17 protein-coding genes are annotated in these 19,703 nt (G+C 70.1%); 5 read left to right on the top strand and 12 right to left on the bottom strand.

Features of this window, described 5'->3' with window-relative positions:
- Positions 1–73 precede the first annotated feature (73 nt).
- The 4 genes from groL to STRTUCAR8_RS20610 all read right to left on the bottom strand — a co-directional run bounded on the left by groL (position 74) and on the right by STRTUCAR8_RS20610 (position 4,269).
- Positions 74–1,696: a chaperonin GroEL gene (gene groL / locus STRTUCAR8_RS20625; protein WP_006377787.1), complete on the bottom strand. Its 1,623-nt coding sequence runs from the start codon at positions 1,694–1,696 to the stop codon at positions 74–76.
- Positions 1,697–1,826: 130 nt separating this feature from the next.
- A complete protein-coding gene (groES, locus tag STRTUCAR8_RS20620) occupies positions 1,827–2,135 on the bottom strand; it encodes a co-chaperone GroES (protein ID WP_006377800.1) in 309 nt (102 codons plus the stop codon).
- A 440-nt stretch (positions 2,136–2,575) separates the two neighbouring features.
- Positions 2,576–3,382 carry a polysaccharide deacetylase family protein gene (locus STRTUCAR8_RS20615; RefSeq protein ID WP_006377804.1) on the bottom strand — a complete coding sequence of 269 codons (807 nt, stop codon included), beginning with the start codon at positions 3,380–3,382 and terminating at the stop codon, positions 2,576–2,578.
- Positions 3,379–4,269 carry a polysaccharide deacetylase family protein gene (locus STRTUCAR8_RS20610; RefSeq protein ID WP_006377806.1) on the bottom strand — a complete coding sequence of 297 codons (891 nt, stop codon included), beginning with the start codon at positions 4,267–4,269 and terminating at the stop codon, positions 3,379–3,381. The genes STRTUCAR8_RS20615 and STRTUCAR8_RS20610 overlap by 4 nt, the downstream gene beginning before the upstream one ends.
- Before the next feature lie 126 nt (positions 4,270–4,395).
- Between STRTUCAR8_RS20610 and STRTUCAR8_RS20605 the strand changes: the two genes are divergently transcribed.
- Positions 4,396–5,580, top strand: a complete 1,185-nt coding sequence (locus STRTUCAR8_RS20605) for a class I SAM-dependent methyltransferase (RefSeq protein ID WP_006377817.1) — start codon at positions 4,396–4,398, stop codon at positions 5,578–5,580.
- A 153-nt stretch (positions 5,581–5,733) separates the two neighbouring features.
- Here STRTUCAR8_RS20605 and STRTUCAR8_RS20600 read toward each other — a convergent pair whose 3' ends face one another.
- The 5 genes from STRTUCAR8_RS20600 to STRTUCAR8_RS20580 all read right to left on the bottom strand — a co-directional run bounded on the left by STRTUCAR8_RS20600 (position 5,734) and on the right by STRTUCAR8_RS20580 (position 11,430).
- A complete protein-coding gene (locus STRTUCAR8_RS20600; protein ID WP_006377784.1) occupies positions 5,734–7,017 on the bottom strand; it encodes an RNA polymerase sigma factor in 1,284 nt (427 codons plus the stop codon).
- Between the two features lie 74 nt (positions 7,018–7,091).
- Complete coding sequence (locus STRTUCAR8_RS20595) at positions 7,092–7,448, bottom strand: YciI family protein (RefSeq protein WP_006377814.1); 357 nt, start codon at positions 7,446–7,448, stop codon at positions 7,092–7,094.
- A gap of 177 nt (positions 7,449–7,625) precedes the next feature.
- Positions 7,626–8,723 carry an LCP family protein gene (locus STRTUCAR8_RS20590; protein ID WP_006377812.1) on the bottom strand — a complete coding sequence of 366 codons (1,098 nt, stop codon included), beginning with the start codon at positions 8,721–8,723 and terminating at the stop codon, positions 7,626–7,628.
- 127 nt (positions 8,724–8,850) lie between these two features.
- Positions 8,851–10,209 carry a glycoside hydrolase family 10 protein gene (locus tag STRTUCAR8_RS20585; RefSeq protein ID WP_006377813.1) on the bottom strand — a complete coding sequence of 453 codons (1,359 nt, stop codon included), beginning with the start codon at positions 10,207–10,209 and terminating at the stop codon, positions 8,851–8,853.
- 168 nt (positions 10,210–10,377) lie between these two features.
- Positions 10,378–11,430 (bottom strand): LacI family DNA-binding transcriptional regulator, encoded by a 1,053-nt coding sequence (locus tag STRTUCAR8_RS20580; protein WP_006377774.1) that lies wholly within the window; start codon positions 11,428–11,430, stop codon positions 10,378–10,380.
- A 141-nt stretch (positions 11,431–11,571) separates the two neighbouring features.
- On the opposite strand from STRTUCAR8_RS20580, the gene STRTUCAR8_RS20575 reads away from it, so the two are divergent.
- From STRTUCAR8_RS20575 to STRTUCAR8_RS20560, 4 genes are read left to right on the top strand one after another with little or no spacing between them, the layout of a single operon-like run.
- A complete protein-coding gene (locus STRTUCAR8_RS20575; protein ID WP_006377795.1) occupies positions 11,572–12,915 on the top strand; it encodes an ABC transporter substrate-binding protein in 1,344 nt (447 codons plus the stop codon).
- A complete protein-coding gene (locus tag STRTUCAR8_RS20570) occupies positions 12,912–13,805 on the top strand; it encodes a carbohydrate ABC transporter permease (RefSeq protein WP_006377776.1) in 894 nt (297 codons plus the stop codon). The genes STRTUCAR8_RS20575 and STRTUCAR8_RS20570 overlap by 4 nt, the downstream gene beginning before the upstream one ends.
- 4 nt (positions 13,806–13,809) lie before the next feature.
- Positions 13,810–14,715 (top strand): carbohydrate ABC transporter permease, encoded by a 906-nt coding sequence (locus tag STRTUCAR8_RS20565; protein ID WP_006377811.1) that lies wholly within the window; start codon positions 13,810–13,812, stop codon positions 14,713–14,715.
- Positions 14,716–14,765: 50 nt separating this feature from the next.
- Positions 14,766–17,087 carry a beta-xylosidase/alpha-l-arabinosidase gene (locus STRTUCAR8_RS20560; protein WP_044472553.1) on the top strand — a complete coding sequence of 774 codons (2,322 nt, stop codon included), beginning with the start codon at positions 14,766–14,768 and terminating at the stop codon, positions 17,085–17,087.
- A gap of 15 nt (positions 17,088–17,102) precedes the next feature.
- Here STRTUCAR8_RS20560 and STRTUCAR8_RS48770 read toward each other — a convergent pair whose 3' ends face one another.
- The 3 genes from STRTUCAR8_RS48770 to STRTUCAR8_RS20545 all read right to left on the bottom strand — a co-directional run bounded on the left by STRTUCAR8_RS48770 (position 17,103) and on the right by STRTUCAR8_RS20545 (position 19,598).
- A complete protein-coding gene (locus STRTUCAR8_RS48770; protein ID WP_006377815.1) occupies positions 17,103–18,011 on the bottom strand; it encodes a DUF3152 domain-containing protein in 909 nt (302 codons plus the stop codon).
- On the bottom strand, positions 18,004–19,002 hold the full coding sequence (locus STRTUCAR8_RS20550; RefSeq protein WP_006377803.1) for a hypothetical protein: 999 nt from the start codon (positions 19,000–19,002) through the stop codon (positions 18,004–18,006). The genes STRTUCAR8_RS48770 and STRTUCAR8_RS20550 overlap by 8 nt, the downstream gene beginning before the upstream one ends.
- Positions 19,003–19,094: 92 nt before the next feature.
- The gene (locus STRTUCAR8_RS20545; RefSeq protein ID WP_006377818.1) at positions 19,095–19,598 is read right to left on the bottom strand and encodes a SigE family RNA polymerase sigma factor; all 504 of its coding nucleotides are present in this window, start codon (positions 19,596–19,598) and stop codon (positions 19,095–19,097) included.
- Positions 19,599–19,703: the final 105 nt, after the last annotated feature.

The following is a 19,703-nucleotide window of genomic DNA, read 5'->3' as shown; positions in this document are numbered from 1 at the left end:
CCGCCCGCGAAGGGAGAAACCCCCCGTTCCAGCCAGGAACGGGGGGTTTCTTCGTGTTGCGTGAGCTGTGGGCTCAGTGGGAGTGGCCGTGGCCGCCGGCCGCGGCCGGCTCTTCCTCTTCCTTCTTCTCGACGACCAGGGTCTCGGTCGTGAGGAGGAGGGAGGCGATCGAGGCCGCGTTCTCCAGGGCGGAGCGGGTGACCTTGACCGGGTCGATGACACCGGACTTGACCAGGTCGCCGTACTCGCCGGTGGCGGCGTTGAAGCCCTGGCCCTTGTCGAGCTCGGCGACCTTGGCGGTGATGACGTAACCCTCCAGGCCGGCGTTCTCAGCGATCCAGCGCAGCGGCTCGACGGCGGCCTTGCGGACGACCGCGACACCCGTCGCCTCGTCGCCGGTCTTGCCGAGGTTGCCTTCGAGGATCTTCACGGCGTGGACGAGGGCGGAGCCACCGCCGGAGACGATGCCCTCCTCGACCGCGGCGCGGGTCGCGGAGATCGCGTCCTCGAGACGGTGCTTCTTCTCCTTCAGCTCCACCTCGGTGGCGGCGCCGACCTTGATCACGCACACGCCGCCGGCCAGCTTCGCGAGGCGCTCCTGGAGCTTCTCGCGGTCCCAGTCGGAGTCGGTGTTCTCGATCTCGGCCTTGATCTGGTTGACGCGGCCGGCCACGGCACCCTTGTCGCCACCGCCGTCGACGATGACGGTGTCGTCCTTCGAGATGGTGACGCGGCGGGCGGTGCCCAGCACGTCGAGGCCGACCTGGTCGAGCTTGAGGCCGACCTCCTCGGCGATGACCTCGGCGCCGGTGAGCGCGGCCATGTCGCCGAGCATCGCCTTGCGGCGGTCACCGAAGCCGGGGGCCTTGACCGCGACCGCGTTGAACGTGCCGCGGATCTTGTTCACGACCAGGGTCGACAGGGCCTCGCCCTCGACGTCCTCGGCGATGATCAGCAGCGGCTTGGAGGAGTTGGTCTGGATGACCTTCTCCAGCAGCGGCAGCAGGTCCTGGATGGAGGCGATCTTGCCCTGGTGGATCAGGATGTACGGGTCGTCGAGGACGGCCTCCATACGCTCCTGGTCGGACACCATGTACGGGGACAGGTAGCCCTTGTCGAAGGCCATGCCCTCGGTGAAGTCGAGCTCCAGGCCGAAGGTGTTGGACTCCTCGACGGTGATGACACCGTCCTTGCCGACCTTGTCCATCGCCTCGGCGATGAGCTCGCCGACCTGCGTGTCCTGCGCGGAGAGCGCGGCCACGGCGGCGATGTCGGACTTCTCCTCGATCGGGCGGGCGGTCGCGAGGAGTTCCTCGGACACAGCCTTGACCGCCGCGTCGATGCCCTTCTTCAGGGCGGCCGGGGAGGCGCCGGCGGCGACGTTCTTCAGGCCCTCGCGGACGAGCGCCTGGGCCAGCACGGTGGCGGTGGTCGTACCGTCACCCGCGATGTCGTTGGTCTTGGTCGCCACCTCCTTCACCAGCTGGGCGCCGAGGTTCTCGTACGGGTCGTCGAGCTCGACCTCGCGGGCGATGGTGACGCCGTCGTTGGTGATGGTGGGAGCGCCGAACTTCTTGTCGATGACGACGTTGCGGCCCTTGGGGCCGATCGTCACCTTCACCGTGTCGGCAAGCTTGTTGACGCCGCGCTCAAGGGCGCGACGGGCGTCCTCGTCGAACTTCAGGATCTTCGCCATGGGAGCGGTTCAGCCCTCTCGGAAACTTGGGAGAAACGAACTGCGCCCCCAGCACCCGGCTTGTTGAGAGTCGCGGGGGCCAGGGGCGCAGTTCACTGCAGTGCTGGTAATGCTGATGAAACCGGGTGAATTACTTCTCGACGATCGCGAGCACGTCGCGAGCCGAGAGGACGAGGTACTCCTCGCCGTTGTACTTCACTTCGGTGCCGCCGTACTTGCTGTACAGCACGATGTCGCCGGTCTTCACGTCGAGCGGCAGGCGCTCGCCGTTCTCGAAGCGGCCCGGGCCCACTGCCAGGACGACGCCCTCCTGGGGCTTCTCCTTGGCGGTGTCCGGGATGACCAGGCCAGAGGCCGTGGTCTGCTCAGCTTCGAGCGGCTGGACCACAATGCGGTCCTCGAGCGGCTTGATGGCAACCTTGGAGCTGGTGGTCGTCACGATCCGACCTCCCCCTTCGGAGATCTCACGGGGTTAACTGTCTGAGGTGGCGACCAGGTCGATCCGTCGTCGCGGGTGCCGGACCTGCCCGTCGCTGTTGGCACTCTCCAGGGGGGAGTGCCAGAACTGAGACTATGACTGCGATTAGCACTCGGTCAAGCGGAGTGCCAATGTCGCCGACGGTTCGGCGGGCGGGGGTCGTGTGATCGTGGGTTCAGGTGAGGTGCTGTTTGTCGGTGTGGGCGCCGGTTCTGGGGGCTCTGCCCCCAGGCCCCCGTGTCGCGCTGTACGCCCTCGTCCTCAAACGCCGGACGGGCTGAAGTGGCCGGCCCGGACTCAAGGTGGCCTGGCCCGGGCTGGAGGTGGCCGGCACGGGCTGGAGGTGGCCGGCACGGGCTGAAGTGGTCGGCCCTGGCTGCAGTATCAGGCAGGTGCTCGGGTCAGAGGTAGTCCTCCAGGCGGCCCACGCTCAGGCCTCTCCTCTGCAGCTCCCGCAGGAGCTGCAGCGTTCGTTCGACCAGGGGCGGGCCGGTCAGGTCGTCGTCCGGGCCTACCAGGGCGATGGTGCCCGGGCCGAGTGGCTTCTCCCCCGGTGTCCACAGCACCAGCGCCGAGGCGCCGCAGTCCGAGGCCGCTCTCAGGGTGGTCGTGTCGTAGGTGCCGTAGGGCGGGCGGAAGAGGCGGGGTCGGAGGCCGAACCGTTCCCGGAGTTTGTCCTGCTGGCCACAGATCTCGGCGCGTTGGCCGGCGTACGGCAGGCCCCGCAAGGACTGGTGGTCCAGCGTGTGGTTCTGGACGCTCGCGCCGACCTCGCGCAGGCGGGCGAAGTGGGCGTAACCCGGGCCCACGACCCTGGCCGTGAGGAACATGCTGACCGGGAGGCGCAGTTCGCGGACCAGGGCGACGAAGCGGGGGTCGCGTTCGGCGCCGTCGTCGTAGGTGAGGAAGACGACCTTGTCGTGGGTCGGGACGCGGTCGACGACCGGGGGGAGGCCGGGGCCGGCCGTGCGGATCCTGCGGGGGTGCGGGGACGGGGGCGGGGCCAGGCGCACGGGGGACGACAGGCCCCAGCGGCGGTACGCCTGCGCGTCGGTGGCCGGGGAGGAGTGTGTGCGGCTCTGTTGGGCCGCGTGGGCCGCTCTTCTGCCGAGGCGTTCGATGGGGTCCACGGACTGGGCGCAGCCGGAGACCGTCACCGTCAGGAGCGCGGCGGCGAGTGCGGCGGCGGCCAGGGGGCGCGCGGTCACAGGTAGTCCTCCAGACGGGCCACCGCGTAGCCCTTCGCGGTGACGAGCTTCATAAAGCGGCGGACCATGTCGGACATCGTGCCCTTCCCGTCCTCCTTGCCCCGGAAGTGGCTGAGGACGATGTCGCCGGGGTGGAGGTCCCGGTCCCCCTCGCGGTAGTCCCAGCGGTCGGCGAAGACCTCCTCGTTCCACAGCGGGACGTACTTCACGCCGCACGACTTCGCCGCGCGCAGGCTGTCCTCGTCGTAGTTGCCGTACGGCGGGCGGAAGAGAGTGGGGCGGGTGCCGTAGCGCTTCCTGATCACGTCCTGCATGCCGCAGATCTCGGTCCGCTGCCGTGCGTAGGAGAGGGCGGGCAGGTAGCGGTGGTGGAGAGTGTGGTTGTTCAGTACGACGCCCCGGTCGCGCATCTTCTTGAAGTAGCCGTAGTCCTCCCTGATCAGGTAGTCGCTGAGGAAGGCTGTGTACGGGATCTTCAGTTCGCTCATCATCCGCAGGAAGGCCGGGTCCTTCTCGGCGCCGTCGTCGATGGTGAGGAAGACGACCTTGTCGCGGGTGGGGATCGTGGTGAAGACGGGCGGCAGCCCGCGTTCCTCGTGGTCGTCCACCTCGAAGCCCTTGCGCGTGGTGAGCCTTGGTTTGCGCGTGGGGGGTGCGGGTGCGGTCAGCGGGGGCGCGCCCAGGCCCCACCGCCTGGCCGCGGCGAGCCGGGCCGCGTGGGAACGTCGCAGCTTCTGGGCGTACGCGTCGAGGGCGCGTGCCGGGGGTGCGTGGAGGCGCAGTTCCTGGCCCGGGGCGGGGCGGCTGCTCTTCGGCGGGGCGGTTCCTTCCGTGCAGCCCGAGGCGAGCGCGGCCATGGCGAGCACGACGGTCCCGGCACGGAACATTGACCTGTTTTTGTAATTTTGTCCTACTGTTCGCATGGTGCCGGATCTTCCCAGCGCGGGAGCCGGGAACCCGGCCGACACCGCCGCCGGAAGCACGCCGTCCACCGGCTGGCCCACAATGACCCGGTGAACGACCTCGCCACACCCCTCTCCGCCTTCGCCGCCCTGCTCACCCCGGTGGGCCGCGCCCTCCTCGACGAGGTGCGCGGTACCGAGCCGGCCCGTGAGCTGGCCGTCGCCACCCGGCTGCGCCGCGAGCACCCCGCCGAGCTGGTATCGGCGGCGCTCGGACAGGAGCGTCTGCGGCAGCGGGCGGTGGCGAAGTTCGGGGCCGAGGACGCCGGGCGGATGTTCTTCACGCCCAACGGGGTCGAGCAGTCGACACGGGCGAGTGTGGCCGCGTACCGGGCGGGGCGGTTCGCGGAGTTGGGCATGACCTCGGTCGCCGACCTGTGCTGCGGGATCGGCGGCGACGCGCTCGCGCTCGCCCGGGCCGGCATCCGTGTCCTCGCAGTGGACCGGGATCCGCTCACCGTCGCTGTCGCGCGCGCCAACGTCGACGCGCTGGGCATCGGGGATCTCGTGGAGGTACGGGAGGCGGATGTCACCGATGTCGACACGACGGCGTACGACGCGGTGTTCGTCGATCCGGCGCGGCGCGGGGGGCGCGGGAGGATCTTCGATCCCGAGGCGTACTCGCCGCCGCTCTCGTGGGCCGTGGGAGCGGCACGGAAGGCTCCGCTGGCCGCGCTGAAGATCGCTCCCGGTGTGCCGCACGAGGCGATTCCCGCCGATGCCGGGGCCGAGTGGATCTCGGACGGCGGGGATGTGAAGGAAGCGGTGCTGTGGTTCGGGACCGAGCCCGGGGTGGTGCGGGCAACTCTGCTGCCCGGGCCGCGTGTTCTGGTCGGTCGGGGACTGCCGGATCCTCAAGTGCGTCCGGTGGGACGGTACTTGTACGAGCCGGACGGTGCCGTCATCCGGGCGCATCTGGTGGCGGAGGTGGCCGAGGAGGTCGGCGGGGGGCTCGTCGACGAGACGATCGCCTATGTGACGGCGGATGAGCTGCGGGACACGCCGTACGCCTCCGCCTACGAGATCACCGATCAACTGCCTTTCGGGGTGAAGAAGTTGAAGGCATTGCTGCGGGAGCGGGAGGTCGGAGTGCTGACCGTGAAGAAGCGGGGGTCGGCGGTCGAACCCGAGGAGCTCCGGAAGATGGTGAAGCCTCGGGGGGCAAACTCCGCGACGGTTTTTCTTACTCGGGTGGCGGGGGCGCCGGCGATGCTTGTCGGGCATCCCGTGCGGTGAGCTCCGCTGGTTGGGCGGGTTCTTCGGCTGCCGGCCCGTGGGGGTTCTCGCGCCGTTCCCCGCGCCCCTGTCAAGGGCACGCACCTTGCCACCCGGGGCCGTCGCAAACAGTGCGGCCCGTGGGGGCTTGGCGCGCCGTTCCCCGCGCCCCTGTCAACCGCACTCCTCTGTGCGGGCTCTCAGCAAGTCCCGCTCACGTTCGTTCTGGGTCAGGTCGGCTGCTCTGCGGAATTCTGCCGCTGCCTCCTTTGTGCGGCCCAGGCGGAGGAGGAGGTCGCCTCTGACGCTGGGGAGCAAGTGGTAGGCCTGCAGGGCCGGTTCGGTTGTCAGGGCGTCGATGATCTGGAGGGCGGGGGCCGGGCCCTCGGCCATCGAGACCGCCACCGCGCGGTTCAACTCCACCACCGGGGACGGGGATCGGACGGCCAGGGCCGCGTACAGGGCGGCGATGCGGGGCCAGTCCGTCGCGTCGTAGGAGTGGGCGTGGGCGTGGCAGGCGGCGATGGCGGCCTGGAGGACGTACGGGCCCGGGCCCGGGCCCGGCGTGGTGGTCGTGGCGCCGGCCGCTTCGGCTCGGGCCAGGGCTGTGAAGCCGCGGGCGATCAGCATGCGGTTCCAGCGGGAACGGTTCTGGTCCTTGAGGAGCACCGGCTCGCCGGCCGGGCCCGTGCGGGCCGCCGATCGGGACGCCTGCAGCTCCAACAGGGCCGTCAGCGCGTGCACTTCGGGTTCCTTGGGCATCAGGCCCGACAGCACGCGGGCGATGCGCAGGGCGTCCTCGCAGAGGGCCGGGCGCAGCAGGTCGTCGCCCGCCGTGGCCGCGTAACCCTCGTTGAAGATCAGGTAGATGACCTCCAGTACCGAGCCGAGACGGGCCTCGCGCTGTGGGCCGTACGGGACCTCGAAGGCGACGTTCTTCGTCGCGAGGGTTCGTTTGGCGCGGACGATGCGCTGGGCGACCGTCGCCTCGGGGACCAGGAAGGCGCGGGCGATCTCGGGGGTGGTGAGGCCGCCGAGGAGGCGGAGGGTGAGGGCGATACGGGCCTCGGCGGACAGCACCGGGTGGCAGGCGGTGAAGACGAGGCGCAGCAGGTCGTCGTCGATGTCGTCGGGGGCTGTCGGTTCGACGGGCGGGGTGGTCGTCTCCAGGGTCCGGCCGATCTCCGCCAGCTTGCGGGCGTACGTCTCGCGGCGGCGGACCAGGTCGACGGCGCGGTGCTTGGCGGTGGCCATGAGCCAGGCGCCCGGGTTGTCGGGGACACCGTCGCGCGGCCACTGTTCGAGGGCGGCGACCAGGGCGTCCTGGGCCAGTTCCTCGGCGATGCCTATGTCCCGGACAGTGCGGGTGACGGCCGCGATGATGCGGGGGGATTCGAGGCGGAAGACCGTCTCGACGGATCGCTCGGTCACGGAGTCGGAGGTGGGCTGCTGGGTCACAGCCCACCATCAGACACCGTCGGCGGCGATCGGCCAAGGAAGCCGGGAGAGCAGGGTGAGTGGTGGTGCTTCGCTCAGCCCTCCGCGATCTCCCGTACCTCGCAGGTGACCGTCCAGTGCTCCTCGTGGACCTTCAGGAAGCGCTTGGTCCACTCCAGGGCCTCGGCCATGTCCTTGCACTGCATGATCGCGTAACCGCCGACGATCTCCTTGGACTCGGTGAAGGGGCCGTCGGTGACCGAGAGCTTGCCGTCCTGCCAGTGCACGCGGGTGCCCTGCGCGGTGGGGGTGAGGCCGGCGGTGTCGAGCATCACGCCGGCTTTGGTGATCTCCTCGATCAGCTCGCCCATGCGCCGCATCAGCTCGGGACTGGGGCCCTCGGCGGGGGCGGTGGCTTCGTCGATCTTCACGAGGGAGAGATAGCGGGGCATCGGGTTCCTCCTTGGGCGGGGCCCGGTTCCTTCCGGGCTCTCACCTGTGCGTCGAACGGGGAGGGCCGGGATCGACACGGCTGCGGAAATTTCTTCGGGAAATTTTTCCGGGAGGCGTTTCCGCAGCTCAGAGGCTTCCTCGCAGCACGATGAACGCGATTTATGCGATCTACGCGATCAGCGCAACGTCGCCCACAGCTCCGCCGCCTCCGGTTCCTGGGCGACCACCCGGTTGGCGTTGGACGCCGCTGTCACCACCGGCATCGTCACCGTCGTCAGTTCGTCCGCCGACAGGCCCTGCATGCTCTGGCCCAGACTCATCAGCTCGCTGAGCGAGTTCAGGCCGGTGTCCGTGGTCAGGCCGGCCGTGGCCACGTCGGCGACCTTGTACAGCTTGGTCGGGCTGGTCAGCAGGTTCGTCGAGGAGATCTGCTGGAGGAGGGCCTTGACCAGTTTCTGCTGGAGACCTATTCGGCCCAGGTCGCTGCCGTCGCCTATGCCGTGCCGGGTGCGGGCGAGGGCGAGGGCCTGGGTGCCGTCGAGGTGGTGTTCGCCCGCCGCCAGGTCGAGGTGGCTGTCGTCGTCGTGGATGTCCTCGTCCGTCGTCACCGTGACGCCGCCGAGCGCGTCCACCAGGTCCGCGAAGCCGGCGAAGTCGACCTCCAGGTAGTGGTCCATGCGGACGTTCGTCATCGTCTCCACCGTCTTGACCGCGCAGACCGGGCCGCCGACCGAGTACGCCGTGTTGAACATGACGCCGTACGCCTCCGCCGTCGAACCCCCGTTCGAGAGGGGGCAGGACGGGCGCGTGACCAGGGTGTCGCGCGGGATGCTCACGATCGTCGCCTTCGTGCGGCCCGCGTCCAGGTGGACGACCATCGCGGTGTCGGACCGCGCGCCCTCGCTGCTGCCGCCGCCGAGTGCCTGGTTCCGCTTGCCGCTGCGAGAGTCCGACCCCAGGACCAGGATGTTCAGCGCCTCGCTCGGCAGCGGTGACGCCGAGGCGGACGCGCCCGCCGAGGGCAGCGACTGCGTCTTCGCCGGGCGGTTGTCGCCGAGCGCGCTGTCGATGTCGACGCTCTTGATGTTGTCGTTCAGATGCCAGTAGGCGTAACCCGCGCCCCCGGCGGCGAGCACCAGGGTGCCGGCCAGGGTGAAACCGACGGCCTTCATCCAGCGCGACGACCGTCGGCCTGCCTGCCCGGCCACCTGTCCTTCCGCCTGTCTTTCCGCGCCCCCGTCGTCATCCGACGTCTTTCCCTCGTCTCCCGTCACACGGAAGAACGTACGTCCGAATTATTACGCGCAGGGGCGCATGACCGGCATTCTTCGGAAAATCTCACACTTCTCAGCCCAGCATCACCCGTCGACCAGGGCTTCAGGGGCTCAGGGGCTCAGGGGCTCAGCCCAGCGTGACCGTCGGTACGGCGTTGGTCCCGCTCCATGTCCCGTTGAAGCCGAAGCTCACCGAGCCGCCGCTCGGCACCGTCCCGTTGTACGAGGCGTTCACGCAGGTCACCGCCGCCCCCGCCTGGGTGCAGGTCGCGTTCCAGGCCTGCGTGACCTGCTGCCCCGCGCCGTAGTTCCAGCTCACCTTCCACGACGACAGCGAGCGGCCGGCGGAACAGGCGATCGTCACCTGCCCGGTGAACCCGGTGTTCCACTGGCTCGGGACGCTGTACGTCGCCGTGCAGCCCTCCGTCGACGGGGTGCCGCCGAACGACTGGGCGATGGCGTAGTACGCCGGTTTCGGGGCGAAGCTCTCCGTGTACGGGGTCGCCGCGCCGTATCCGTCGAAGACGTCCGGAATCCACGAGTCGGAGTCGGTGAAGCCCCAGACGGTCACACCGACGCACCTGGTCACGGCCACGCAGGCGCCCATGACGGTCTTGTAGTCAGCCGCCTGCTGGGTCAACTTGGCTTCTGTGACAGGCAGTTGCATACGGATGTCCAGCTCCGTGATCGCCACGTCGACGCCCAGATCGGCGAACCGCTGGATGTTCTGCTGGAGGGTGGCGGGGTACTGACCGAGGATCAGGTGAGCCTGCAGGCCCACTCCGTCGATCGGGATCCCGCGCTCCTTCAGGGACTTGACCAGGTTGTAGAGGGCCGTGCTCTTCGCGTTGACACCCTCGACGTTGTAGTCGTTGACGTAGAGCTTCGCCGTCGGATCGGCGGCACGCGCCCAGGTCAGGGCCTGGGCGATGTAGTCGGTGCCGAGGTTGTTCGACCAGAGCGTCGAGCGGTAGGTGCCGTCCTCGTTGAAGGGCTCGTTCACCACGTCCCAGGCGGCCAACTTGCCCTTGTAGCGCGTGACTTCGGTGGTGATGTGGTCCTGGAGGATCGTGCTGAGCTGGGCCGGCGTCCAGGTGCCGTTCGCCAGCCAGCCGGGGTTCTGGCTGTGCCAGACCAGGGTGTGGCCGCGTACCTGCTGGTTGTGGGCCTGGGCGAAGGCGACGATCTGGTCGGCCTCGGTCCAGTTGTAGCTGCCCCGGGTGGGCTCCACCGACTCCCACTTCATGGCGTTGCCGGGGGTGAGCGAGTTGAACTGGGCGCCGGCGAGGTCGCCGTACGTTCCGGTGAGCTTGGAGCCGGTGACGGCGGTGCCTATGACTTTGCCCTTGGTGGTGGCGAGGTCGCGCAGTGGGGGGTCTGCCGCGGTTGCCGTCCCGGCGAGGCCGAGGAGGAGCGTGGCGGTGGTGGCTGCGGCGGTGAGGAGCGCTCGTAGACGGGGGTGTGGTGCTGTTCTGGAGGGGCTCATTGCGGGGGCCTCCGAAAGTTTCGGTTGTTCAACCGATTGACTTCGGAGCAGTTTGGGGGCGTGTTGCGTCACGCGTCAATACAGATGCAGCGCTGACAGGTCCGTGTTTCGGCTGCGGGTACGTCGTGGCTTGTCGCGCAGTTCCTCGCGCCCCTTGGGGAGCCCCTTCTACACGGTTGACGGTGGCGCTGTGCTGTTGCGTACCACCAGGCTTGTCGCCAGTTCCACCCTTGTGGCTCCTGAGGTGCCGTCCTCGCGGCCCAGGTTCAGGACCAGCTTGGCTGCTGTTTCGGCCATCTCCATGAGGGGCTGGCGGACGGTCGTCAGTGGGGGGCCGACCCAGCGGGTGATCGGCAGGTCGTCGAAGCCGACGACGCTGAGGTCCTCGGGGATGCGCAGGCCCAGTTCGCGGGCGGCCTCGTACAGGCCGAGCGCCTGGAGGTCGTTGCCGGCGAAGACGGCGGTCGGGCGGTCCGGGGAGCGCAGGAGTTCGAGGCCGGCGCGGTAGCCCGTCTCGTGGTGGAAGTCGCCCACCTTGATGAGGGCGGGCTGGACCGGCAGGCCGGCCGTCTCCAGCGCCGCGCGGTAGCCGTCGACGCGGGCGCGGCTGCACATCATCCGGGAGGGGCCGCTGATCGCCGCGATGCGGGTGTGGCCCAGTTCGACGAGGTGGCGGGTGGCCGCCAGGCCGCCCTGCCAGTTGGTCGCGCCGACCGAGGGCACGTCGTCGCCGGGGTCGCCCGCCGGGTCCATCACCACGAACGGGATGGAACGGCTGGTCAGCAGCGCCCGCTGGGACTCGTCGAGGCCCGAGAGGACGAGGATGACACCGTGCGGGCGGCGCGCCGCGACCTGGTCCGCCCAGGTGCGGCCCGGGGTGAGGCGGCCCGCGCTCTCGGAGAGGACGACGCTCAGCCCCTCCTCGCGCGCCGCGTTCTCCACACCCCGGATGACCTCCATAGCCCACGCGCTCTCGAACTCGTGGAAGACCAGGTCGATCAGCGGGGAGCGGGTCGCCTCGGCGCGGCGGCGACGGTAGCCGTAGGCCCGCAGCAGGTCCTCGACGCGGGTCCGGGTCGCCGGTGCGACATCGGCACGGCCGTTGAGCACCTTCGAAACAGTCGGAGCGGAGACGCCCGCCTCGCGGGCGATCTCGGCGAGCGTCGCGGTCTGCGTGGACTGCGGTGTCGTCTGCGTTTCAGCGGGTTTCGAGGGTCTCATGGCGGCGATCGTATCCCTGCGCGACCTCTTGACGAAGACCCTGTCCCACCATAAGTTCCCGGAACATTCGAAGTACCACCCGAAAGATTCGTACAGAGACTCGTTCAGGTTTCGTTCAGAACATTCGCGAGAGGTGCTGTCATGGAGTCGAACAGAGGGCGGTCCGCCCGGCCCGCCGGTACGGCGTTCAGCAGGCGCTGGGTGCTCGGCGCCGGCGCGTCCGCCCTGCTCACCACCGGCCTCAGCGCCTGCGGCTCGGGTGAGGGTTCGGGCGGTGGCGGGGACACGGTCACCGCGTTCGTGTACGGGGACGACGCCGTGAAGGTCCAGGCCGCGGCTGTCGCGCGGTTCAACAAGTCGGCGGCGGCGAAGACGGCCGAGGGCAAGGTCAAGCTGGAGAAGATCCCGGGCTCGGACTACTCGGCGAAGCTGCGCACGGCGATGGGCTCGCCGAGCGCCCCGGACGTCTTCTTCAACTGGGGCGGCGGCTCCATCAAGGCGTACCAGGCGGCCGGCAAGATCGTCGATCTGACCGACGTCATCGAGAACGACCCGGTACTGAAGAACGGCTTCCTGCCGTCCGTGCTCGCCGCCGGTGATCTCAAGGGCCGTCACTACGGGATACCGATGCGCGGGATGCAGCCGGTGATCCTCTTCTACAACAAGGCCGTGTTCGCCGAGCAGAAGCTCCAACCTCCCACCACCTGGGACGAGTTGCTCGCCGTCAACAGCAAGCTGAAGAAGGCGAAGATCACCCCGTTCGCCCTCGGCGGCTCCGACATCTGGCCCGAACTGATGTGGCTGGAGTACCTGGTGGACCGTATCGGCGGCCCCGAGGTCTTCAAGCGCATCCAGGACGGCGACGCGGAGGGCTGGGGCGACCCGGCGGTGCTGAAGGCCGCCGAGATGGTGAAGGAACTCATCGACGACGGTGCCTTCGGTGACAAGTTCACCTCCGTGTCGTACGTCAACGGCGGCGCTCCGGCGGTGTTCGCCAAGGGCAAGGCGGCGATGCATCTGATGGGCTCGTGGGAGTACTCGACGCAGCTCGGCAAGTTCCCGGACTTCGCCAAGTCGAACCTGGGCTGGGCGGCCTTCCCGAAGATCGAGGACGGGGTCGGCGACGTCCGCAACGTCGTCGGCAACCCCACCAACTACTGGTCGATCAACCCCCGTACGCAGAACAAGGACGCGGCGATCGCCTTCCTCAGGGACTGCGCGTCCGAGGCGTACGCGAAGGACCTGGTCGCCCTCGGCGACGTACCGACCACCTCGAACGCGGCGGCGCTGCTGTCCTCCGCGCCCAACCCGGAGTACGCGAAGTTCCAGTACGAGATGGTTCAGCAGGCGCCCGCGTTCACGCTCTCCTGGGACCAGGCGCTCGGCGACGAGCTGGGCACGAAGATGCACACGGAGATCGGGAAGCTCTTCACGGGCAAGTCGACGCCCAGTGAGTTCGTGTCGGCCTGCAAGGAGTTGAAGTGAGCTCCACGGTCACTTCCGGGGGCGGCGGCAGAGCGGTGAAGGCGCGGGCCGGACGGCCGAACGCCGTCTGGGCGCTTCCCGCTGTCCTCTTCTTCACCTTCTTCGCGGTCGTCCCGATGGGCCTCGCCTTCTATCTCTCCTTCACCAAGTGGGACGGCCTGGGCGACCCGAAGCCGGTGGGTCTCGCCAACTGGCAGAAGCTGCTGGACGATCCCCGGCTGACCCAGTCGCTGTGGCTCACCATCCTGCTGACGGCGGCGAGTTGGGCGTTCCAGACGGTCGTGGCGCTGCTGCTCGGGGTGTGGGCGGCGGGGCGGCAGCGCAACCGGGCGGTGCTCTCGGCGATCTTCTTCGTCCCGTTCCTGCTCTCCTCGACCGCCATCTCGGTCCTCTTCTACGCCCTGCTCGACCCGAACTTCGGCATCATCCAGAAGGACACCCTGGGCTCGACGAGCGGCGCGTTCCTCGCGATCGTGTTCGTCGGCGGCTGGCAGTTCATCCCGTTCCACACGCTGATCTACCAGGGCGGGGCCCGCCAGATCCCCGAGGTTCTCTACCAGGCGGCGGCGATCGACGGCGCGGGCCGCTACCGCCAGTTCTTCTCGATCACGCTGCCGCAGCTACGGCACACGATCACCACGTCGACCGTGCTGATCGTCGTCGGCTCGCTCACGTACTTCGAGACCGTCCTGATCCTGACGAAGGGCGGCCCGGGCACGGACACGGCGATCCTGCCGTACCTGATGTACGAGGCGGGCTTCAAGACGTACGACTTCGGCTACGCGAGCGCCATCGCGTCCGCGCTCGTGCTGGCCGCGACCGGCCTGTCCCTGGTCCTCATCCGGCTGACCGGCTTCGGCGGCATGCGCAGTACGCGTGAAGGGATGTGACGGAGTGTCACACGACACGCTTCCTCGTCCCACGACGACCGACAAACGCCCGGACCGGCCGCGGACCGACGCCGGCCGTCGGCGCGGGCACTGGTCGAGGCGGGCCAACCCGCTGGCGGGTCTGGGTTCGGTCATCTGGCTGGTGATCGTCCTCGTCCCGATCTACGCCATGCTGTCGGCCTCGCTCACCGGACCCGACAAGGCGCTCACCGGCAACCCCCTGAAGCCGCCCACCGATCCGACCCTCGACAACTACAACACCGTTCTCCACTCGGGCTTCTGGCATCTGCTGAGCAACACGGTGATCGTCGCGGTCACGGTCGTGGTCATCGTCCTCGGGCTCTGCGTCCCGCTGGCGTACGTGGCCGTGCGCACCCGCACCCGCTGGTCGGGGGCGGCCTTCCGGCTGTTCCTGCTCGGGGTGGCGATCCCGGCCCAGGCCGTGGTGGTCCCGCTCTATCTCCTGATCGCCAAACTCGACCTGTACGACAGCCTGTTGGCGGTGATCCTGCCGACGGCGGCCTTCGCGATGCCGGTCTCGGTGCTGGTCCTCACCGGCACCCTGCGGGACATCTCGGAGGACCTGTACGAGGCGATGGCCCTCGACGGCGCCTCCCCCGTCCGCATGCTGTTCCAGCTGACCGTCCCCCTGGCCAAGGGCGGCATCAGCACCGTCGTGATCTACGCGGCCCTGCAGGCCTGGAACGGCTTCCTCTTCCCGCTGATCTTCACCCAGTCCGACGAACCCCGCGTACTCACCCTCGGCCTCTTCAACTTCGTGAGCCAGTTCGGCGTGAACATCCCCGCCCTGCTCGCGTCGGTCGTCCTCTCCGGCATCCCGATCTTCGCCGTCTACCTGGTGGCCCGGCGGGCACTGATCGGCGGCCTGATGGGTGTGGGCGGCAAGTGAGCACCGGCGACCACGAAGACACCGAACTCGCAGACTCTGACAGGAGTTCCATGACGACCGCCCCCTGGCGTGACCGCGCCCTGTCCGCCGACGCCCGCGTCGACGACCTGCTCTCCCGGATGACCCTGGAGGAGAAGACCGCCCAGCTGTACGGCCTGTGGGTGGGCGCCTCGACGGACGGCCACGGGGTCGCCCCGCACCAGCACGACCTGACCCCCGACTTCCAGTTGGACGACCTCATCCCCCTGGGCCTCGGCCAGCTCACGCGCCCCTTCGGTACGGCCCCCGTGGACCCGGCGCTGGGTGCGCAGGCACTGGCCCGCGCCCAGCGCCGGATCATCGAGGCGGGCCGCTTCGGCATCCCGGCGCTGGCCCACGAGGAGTGCCTGGCGGGCTTCACGGCCTGGCGTGCGACCGCCTACCCGGTCCCGCTGGCCTGGGGTGCCACCTTCCACCCCGAGCTGGTCGAGGAGATGGCCGCCCGCATCGGCCGCGACCTCGCCTCGGTCGGCGTGCACCAGGGCCTCGCCCCGGTCCTGGACGTCGTACGGGATGCGCGCTGGGGCCGGGTGGAGGAGACGATCGGCGAGGACCCGTATCTGGTGGGGACCATCGGGTCGGCGTATGTGCGGGGTCTGGAGTCGGCGGGAATCATCGCCACGCTGAAGCACTTCGCCGGGTACGCGTCCTCGGCCGGCGCCCGCAATCTCGCTCCCGTCCGGGCGGGGGTGCGGGAGTTCGCGGACGTGACCCTGCCGCCGTTCGAGATGGCGCTGCGTGAGGGCGGGGCCCGTTCGGTGATGGCCGCCTACAACGAGACGGACGGCGTCCCGGCCTCCGCCGACCCGCACCTCCTCACCCGACTCCTGCGCGAGGAATGGGGGTTCACGGGGACCGTTGTCTCGGACTACTTCGGCATCGCCTTCCTGGAGACCCTGCACCGGGTCGCGGGAACACCGGCCGAGTCGGCCCATCTGGCCCTGGCGGCCGGCATCGATGTCGAGCTGCCGTCGATCGGGAGTTACGGCGAGGCGCTGGTGACGGCGGTACGGGCGGGAGACGTACCGGAGTCGCTGGTGGACCGGGCGGCGCACCGCGTCCTGACGCAGAAGTGCGAGCTGGGTCTCCTGGACGAGGACTGGCGACCGGAGCCGGACGACGGGCCGATCGACCTGGACTCGGCCGGAAACCGGGCGCTGGCCCGCCGGTTGGCACAGGAGTCGGTGGTACTGCTGGACAACCCGGACGGGCTGCTCCCGCTGGCCCCGGACACGCGGATCGCCGTCGTCGGGCCCCGGGCCGCGGACGCGCTGGCGATGCTGGGCTGCTACTCGTTCCCCTCGCATGTCCTGCCCAGCCACCCGGAGTCCCCGGTGGGCATCGACATCGCCACGCTGCTGGACTCCCTGCGCGCCGAACTCCCGGACGCCAAGGTGACGTTCGCGCAGGGCTGCGACACCTCGGAGCCGGGCGCCACGGGCTTCGCGGAGGCGGTGGCCCGGACTGTCGAGGCGGATGTGTGCGTGGCGGTACTCGGTGACCGGGCCGGTCTGTTCGGCGCGGGCACGTCGGGTGAGGGCTGCGATGTGGCGGAGCTGCAACTACCCGGCGTACAGGCCGAGTTGCTGGACGCTCTGGTGTCGACGGGCGTGCCGGTGGTGCTTGTCCTGCTCACCGGCCGGCCGTACGCACTGGGCCGCTGGCACGGCCGGCTGGCTTCGGTGGTCCAGGCGTTCTTCCCCGGGGAGGAGGGCGGCCCGGCGGTCGCGGGAGTGCTGTCGGGCCGTGTCACCCCGTCGGGCCGACTGCCGGTGAGTGTGCCGCGGGAACGCGGGGGCCAGCCGTGGACGTACCTCCAGCCGCCGCTGGGACTGGCGGACGGGGTGAGCAGCCTGGACCCGACGCCGCTGTATCCCTTCGGGCACGGCCTGTCGTACACCTCTTTCGCCTGGGAGGACTTCGAGGAGACGGGCGCGGCCGGCACGGCGGAGATCGGCACGGACGGTTCGTACGAGGTGTCGGTGACCGTCCGCAACACCGGTGCGCGGGCAGGCGCTGAGGTCGTCCAGCTGTATCTGCACGACCCGGTGGCGTCGGTGACCCGGCCGGATGTGCGCCTGATCGGTTACGAGCGGCTGGAGTTGGCGCCGGGGGCAGCGAGCCGGGTCACGTTCCGCTTCCACGCGGACCTGTCGGCGTTCACGGACCGCTCGGGCCGCCGGGTCGTCGAACCAGGCGTGCTGGAGCTACGGTTGGGGGCGTCGAGTGCGGATGTACGGCACACCGCCCGGCTGCGACTGGCGGGCGCGGTAAGGGAGTTGGGGGTGGACCGGCGGTTGCGGTGCGAGACGTCGACCGACCCGGTGGGGTAATCCCGCCCGGTCGGCTCACGGGACGGCGGGGCCGCTCAGGTAGCGGCCCCGCGTGTCGTACGGCCAGGCGTTGGACACACAGCCCTTGAGCCCGTCGATCTGCTGCATCATCGCGGGCGCGGGGCGGCCGGGACCCGGGCAGGTCTCGTGTCCGCGACCCAGCCAGTGGCCGACCTCGTGGTTGACGATGAGGGCCCGGTACTCGACCGGCGGCCCGTCGAACTCGGGGGAACCCAGCTGCCAGCGCTTGAGGTTGATCACGACGTCGGAGCCCGTACGGCAGTTGACCTCGCCTATGTGGTCCGCCTGCCGTACGTCGCACAGCTTGTCCGTGGTCTTCGCGGTGGCGACACGGAACGTCAACTCCGCCTCTGGTCCGGTGACTTGGCGGAAGCGGGCACCGGCCCGGCCCCAGCCGCGCCGGTCGTTGAGAATCACTCCGATCTGCCGGGCGGCGTCCGCCGGGTCGACGCCCGCGCCCTTCTCGACCTGGACGCGGAAGGGGGTCCCGGAGGCGGACCCGGTGCCGGTGACCGGAGCCGTGTCGAAGGTGCCGGGGCCCGAGACGGGGATGGTGGGCTGGGTGGCCGTTCCGGACCCCGAAGTGCCTTTGCTGTCGGGGGACTTGGGCGACTCGGACGGGGCGGGGGCCGCGCCGGCGGTGGAGTCGTCCGGGGGCTGACTCGTGCCGTCCGTCCCGGCACCCGGGGCGGGCTGGGTCGTTGTCCGAACCGCCTCCGGGGAGCGGGACTGCGACGCGCTGTCCGGCAGCAGCCGGGGCAGGAGGATCGGCACGGCCGCCGTACCGAGCGCGGCGAGGCAGACCGTGGCGCCGATCGCGCCGATACGGGTCCGGCGCCTGCGCCGCCGCCGTAACGCGATCAGGCGGCCCGTCCGGTTCGGCGCACGTCGTTGCTCACTCATCGGGGGAACCGCCTGTCTCACTAGTACTGGAGGCACTGCTCTGGTCACTCGCCGAGGAGGGCTCGGCGGCGTAGGGCTGGGGTGTGGGGGCCTGGGGTGTAGGAGCCTCGGTGTTGTCGGGCGGGGCGAGGGATGCCCCGACCGCGGGGCTCGCCCGGTGGGCATCCGCCTCGTACAGCGCCTGGTCCTCGATCTCGGCCTTCACCTCGGCCAGCAGGGCCGAGGTGCCCGCCGCCGCCACCAGCTGGTCGGCGCTCACAGGCGGAGAGACCCTCGCGGCGGTGTCCGGGCCGACGGTCAGCTCCACGGTGCTGTCCGCGTAGAGGAAGCTGACGCTGACGGACCTGCCGCCCCACAGGGTGCCGCCCGCCACGACGACCCGCGCCTCGATCCGGTCGGCCAGCCACGCCGTACGGCAGGTGACGGCCGTCTCGGGCGGGTCCGGGCATACGACGAGGGCGTCCGACCCGGGCTCGACCCGCAACGTCACGGGGAAGGTGTGCCCTGCGGCCCGGCCGGCGAAGAGACCCTTGTCGTCCAGGGTCACGGTCCCGATCAACTGGCCCAGCGCCCGGGTCAGCGCCTTGGCCGTCCGCATCCTGTGGGCGGACTCCGCCGTGCCCGTCGCCGCCGGGACCGGCGCGGTCGATGCCGGCGGTGACGGTGAGGGTGAGGGTGGCGTGACGGAGGGCACGGCGGGCGGTGCGACCGCCGGACCGACGGGCGCGGACGCGTTGTCCCCCAGGCCGCCGAGCACGGCCGAGCCGACGCCGCCGATCGCGAGGACCCCGGTCACCGCACCGGCCACGGCGGCCCGCGCCCTGACCCGGCGGCGCCTGCCGAGGCGTACCGCCTCCTGCGACAGATCGGGCAGCGGGGCGAGACCGGCGGCGGCCCGCTCCATCAGTTCCCTCAGCTCCCCGACGACCGCGTCGTCGGGCCCGGCGTCCGGCTCGGGCCCGTGCGGGCGGCCGGGTGGCATGTCGTGCACGGATGCTCCTCTCAGCACTGGCGACGTACGGCGGATACGGGTGACAGGGGATGTGGGGGCAAGGCGTCCCGGGGGCCCAGGGGTACGGGGATTCAGTACTCGGCGGTGTACACATGGGCCTCCCCCAGCACCGCGCGCAGCCGGGTCAGGGAACGGGAGCACTGGCTCTTGACGGTGGACTCGCTGCACCGCAGCTGTGCGGCCACCTCCGACACGCTCAGGTCCTCCCAGTAGCGCAGGACGACCATCGCCCTTGCCCTGGGCGGGAGTTGACCGAGCGCGGCCATGAGGGTGACGCGCAGATCGGGTCTGGGTGCGGCGGGTACGGGGTCGGGGCGGGCGTGGGCGAGCAGGTCGCGCAGCCGGCGGCGCCGCTCGTGCAGGAACAGCCGGGTCAGGACGGTACGGGCGTAGGCGTCGAGGTGCTCGGCGCGGCTGGCCCGGTGCCAGTGCTGGAAGAGCCGGGCCAGCGTGGACTGCACGAGGTCACGGGCGTGTTCGCGGTCGCCGCAGAGCAGATACGCCGTCCGGTACAGCCGCTGTCCGCCGGCCCGCGCGTACTCCTCGAAGTCCCGCTGCCGGACCGTCGCCGACATCCACCCTCCCTTTTCCCGTCCCGCGTATGGCTCGCTGCCACTGGCTCATCTGCCGCAAGGGCATACATGCCTCATACGCATCACGCCCCTCACACGCCTCATGCG

Origin of the sequence: Streptomyces turgidiscabies Car8, assembly GCF_000331005.1 — a bacterium.
GTDB classification, from domain to species: Bacteria; Actinomycetota; Actinomycetes; order Streptomycetales; family Streptomycetaceae; genus Streptomyces; species Streptomyces turgidiscabies.
The sequence above is the reverse complement of the archived record's forward strand: the minus strand, read 5'-3'. Positions and strand labels throughout refer to the sequence as shown.

Excerpts from the sequence above, each read along its gene's own strand:
- groL (WP_006377787.1), bottom strand. The coding sequence starts at position 1,696 with ATGGCGAAGATCCTGAAGTTCGACGAGGACGCCCGTCGCGCCCTTGAG.
- STRTUCAR8_RS20610 (WP_006377806.1), bottom strand. The coding sequence starts at position 4,269 with ATGTTCCGTGCCGGGACCGTCGTGCTCGCCATGGCCGCGCTCGCCTCG.
- STRTUCAR8_RS20595 (WP_006377814.1), bottom strand. The coding sequence starts at position 7,448 with ATGCCCCGCTATCTCTCCCTCGTGAAGATCGACGAAGCCACCGCCCCC.
- STRTUCAR8_RS20585 (WP_006377813.1), bottom strand. The coding sequence starts at position 10,209 with ATGAGCCCCTCCAGAACAGCACCACACCCCCGTCTACGAGCGCTCCTC.
- STRTUCAR8_RS20580 (WP_006377774.1), bottom strand. The coding sequence starts at position 11,430 with ATGAGACCCTCGAAACCCGCTGAAACGCAGACGACACCGCAGTCCACG.
- STRTUCAR8_RS20575 (WP_006377795.1), top strand. The coding sequence starts at position 11,572 with ATGGAGTCGAACAGAGGGCGGTCCGCCCGGCCCGCCGGTACGGCGTTC.
- STRTUCAR8_RS20560 (WP_044472553.1), top strand. The coding sequence starts at position 14,766 with ATGACGACCGCCCCCTGGCGTGACCGCGCCCTGTCCGCCGACGCCCGC.
- STRTUCAR8_RS48770 (WP_006377815.1), bottom strand. The coding sequence starts at position 18,011 with ATGAGTGAGCAACGACGTGCGCCGAACCGGACGGGCCGCCTGATCGCG.
- STRTUCAR8_RS20545 (WP_006377818.1), bottom strand. The coding sequence starts at position 19,598 with ATGTCGGCGACGGTCCGGCAGCGGGACTTCGAGGAGTACGCGCGGGCC.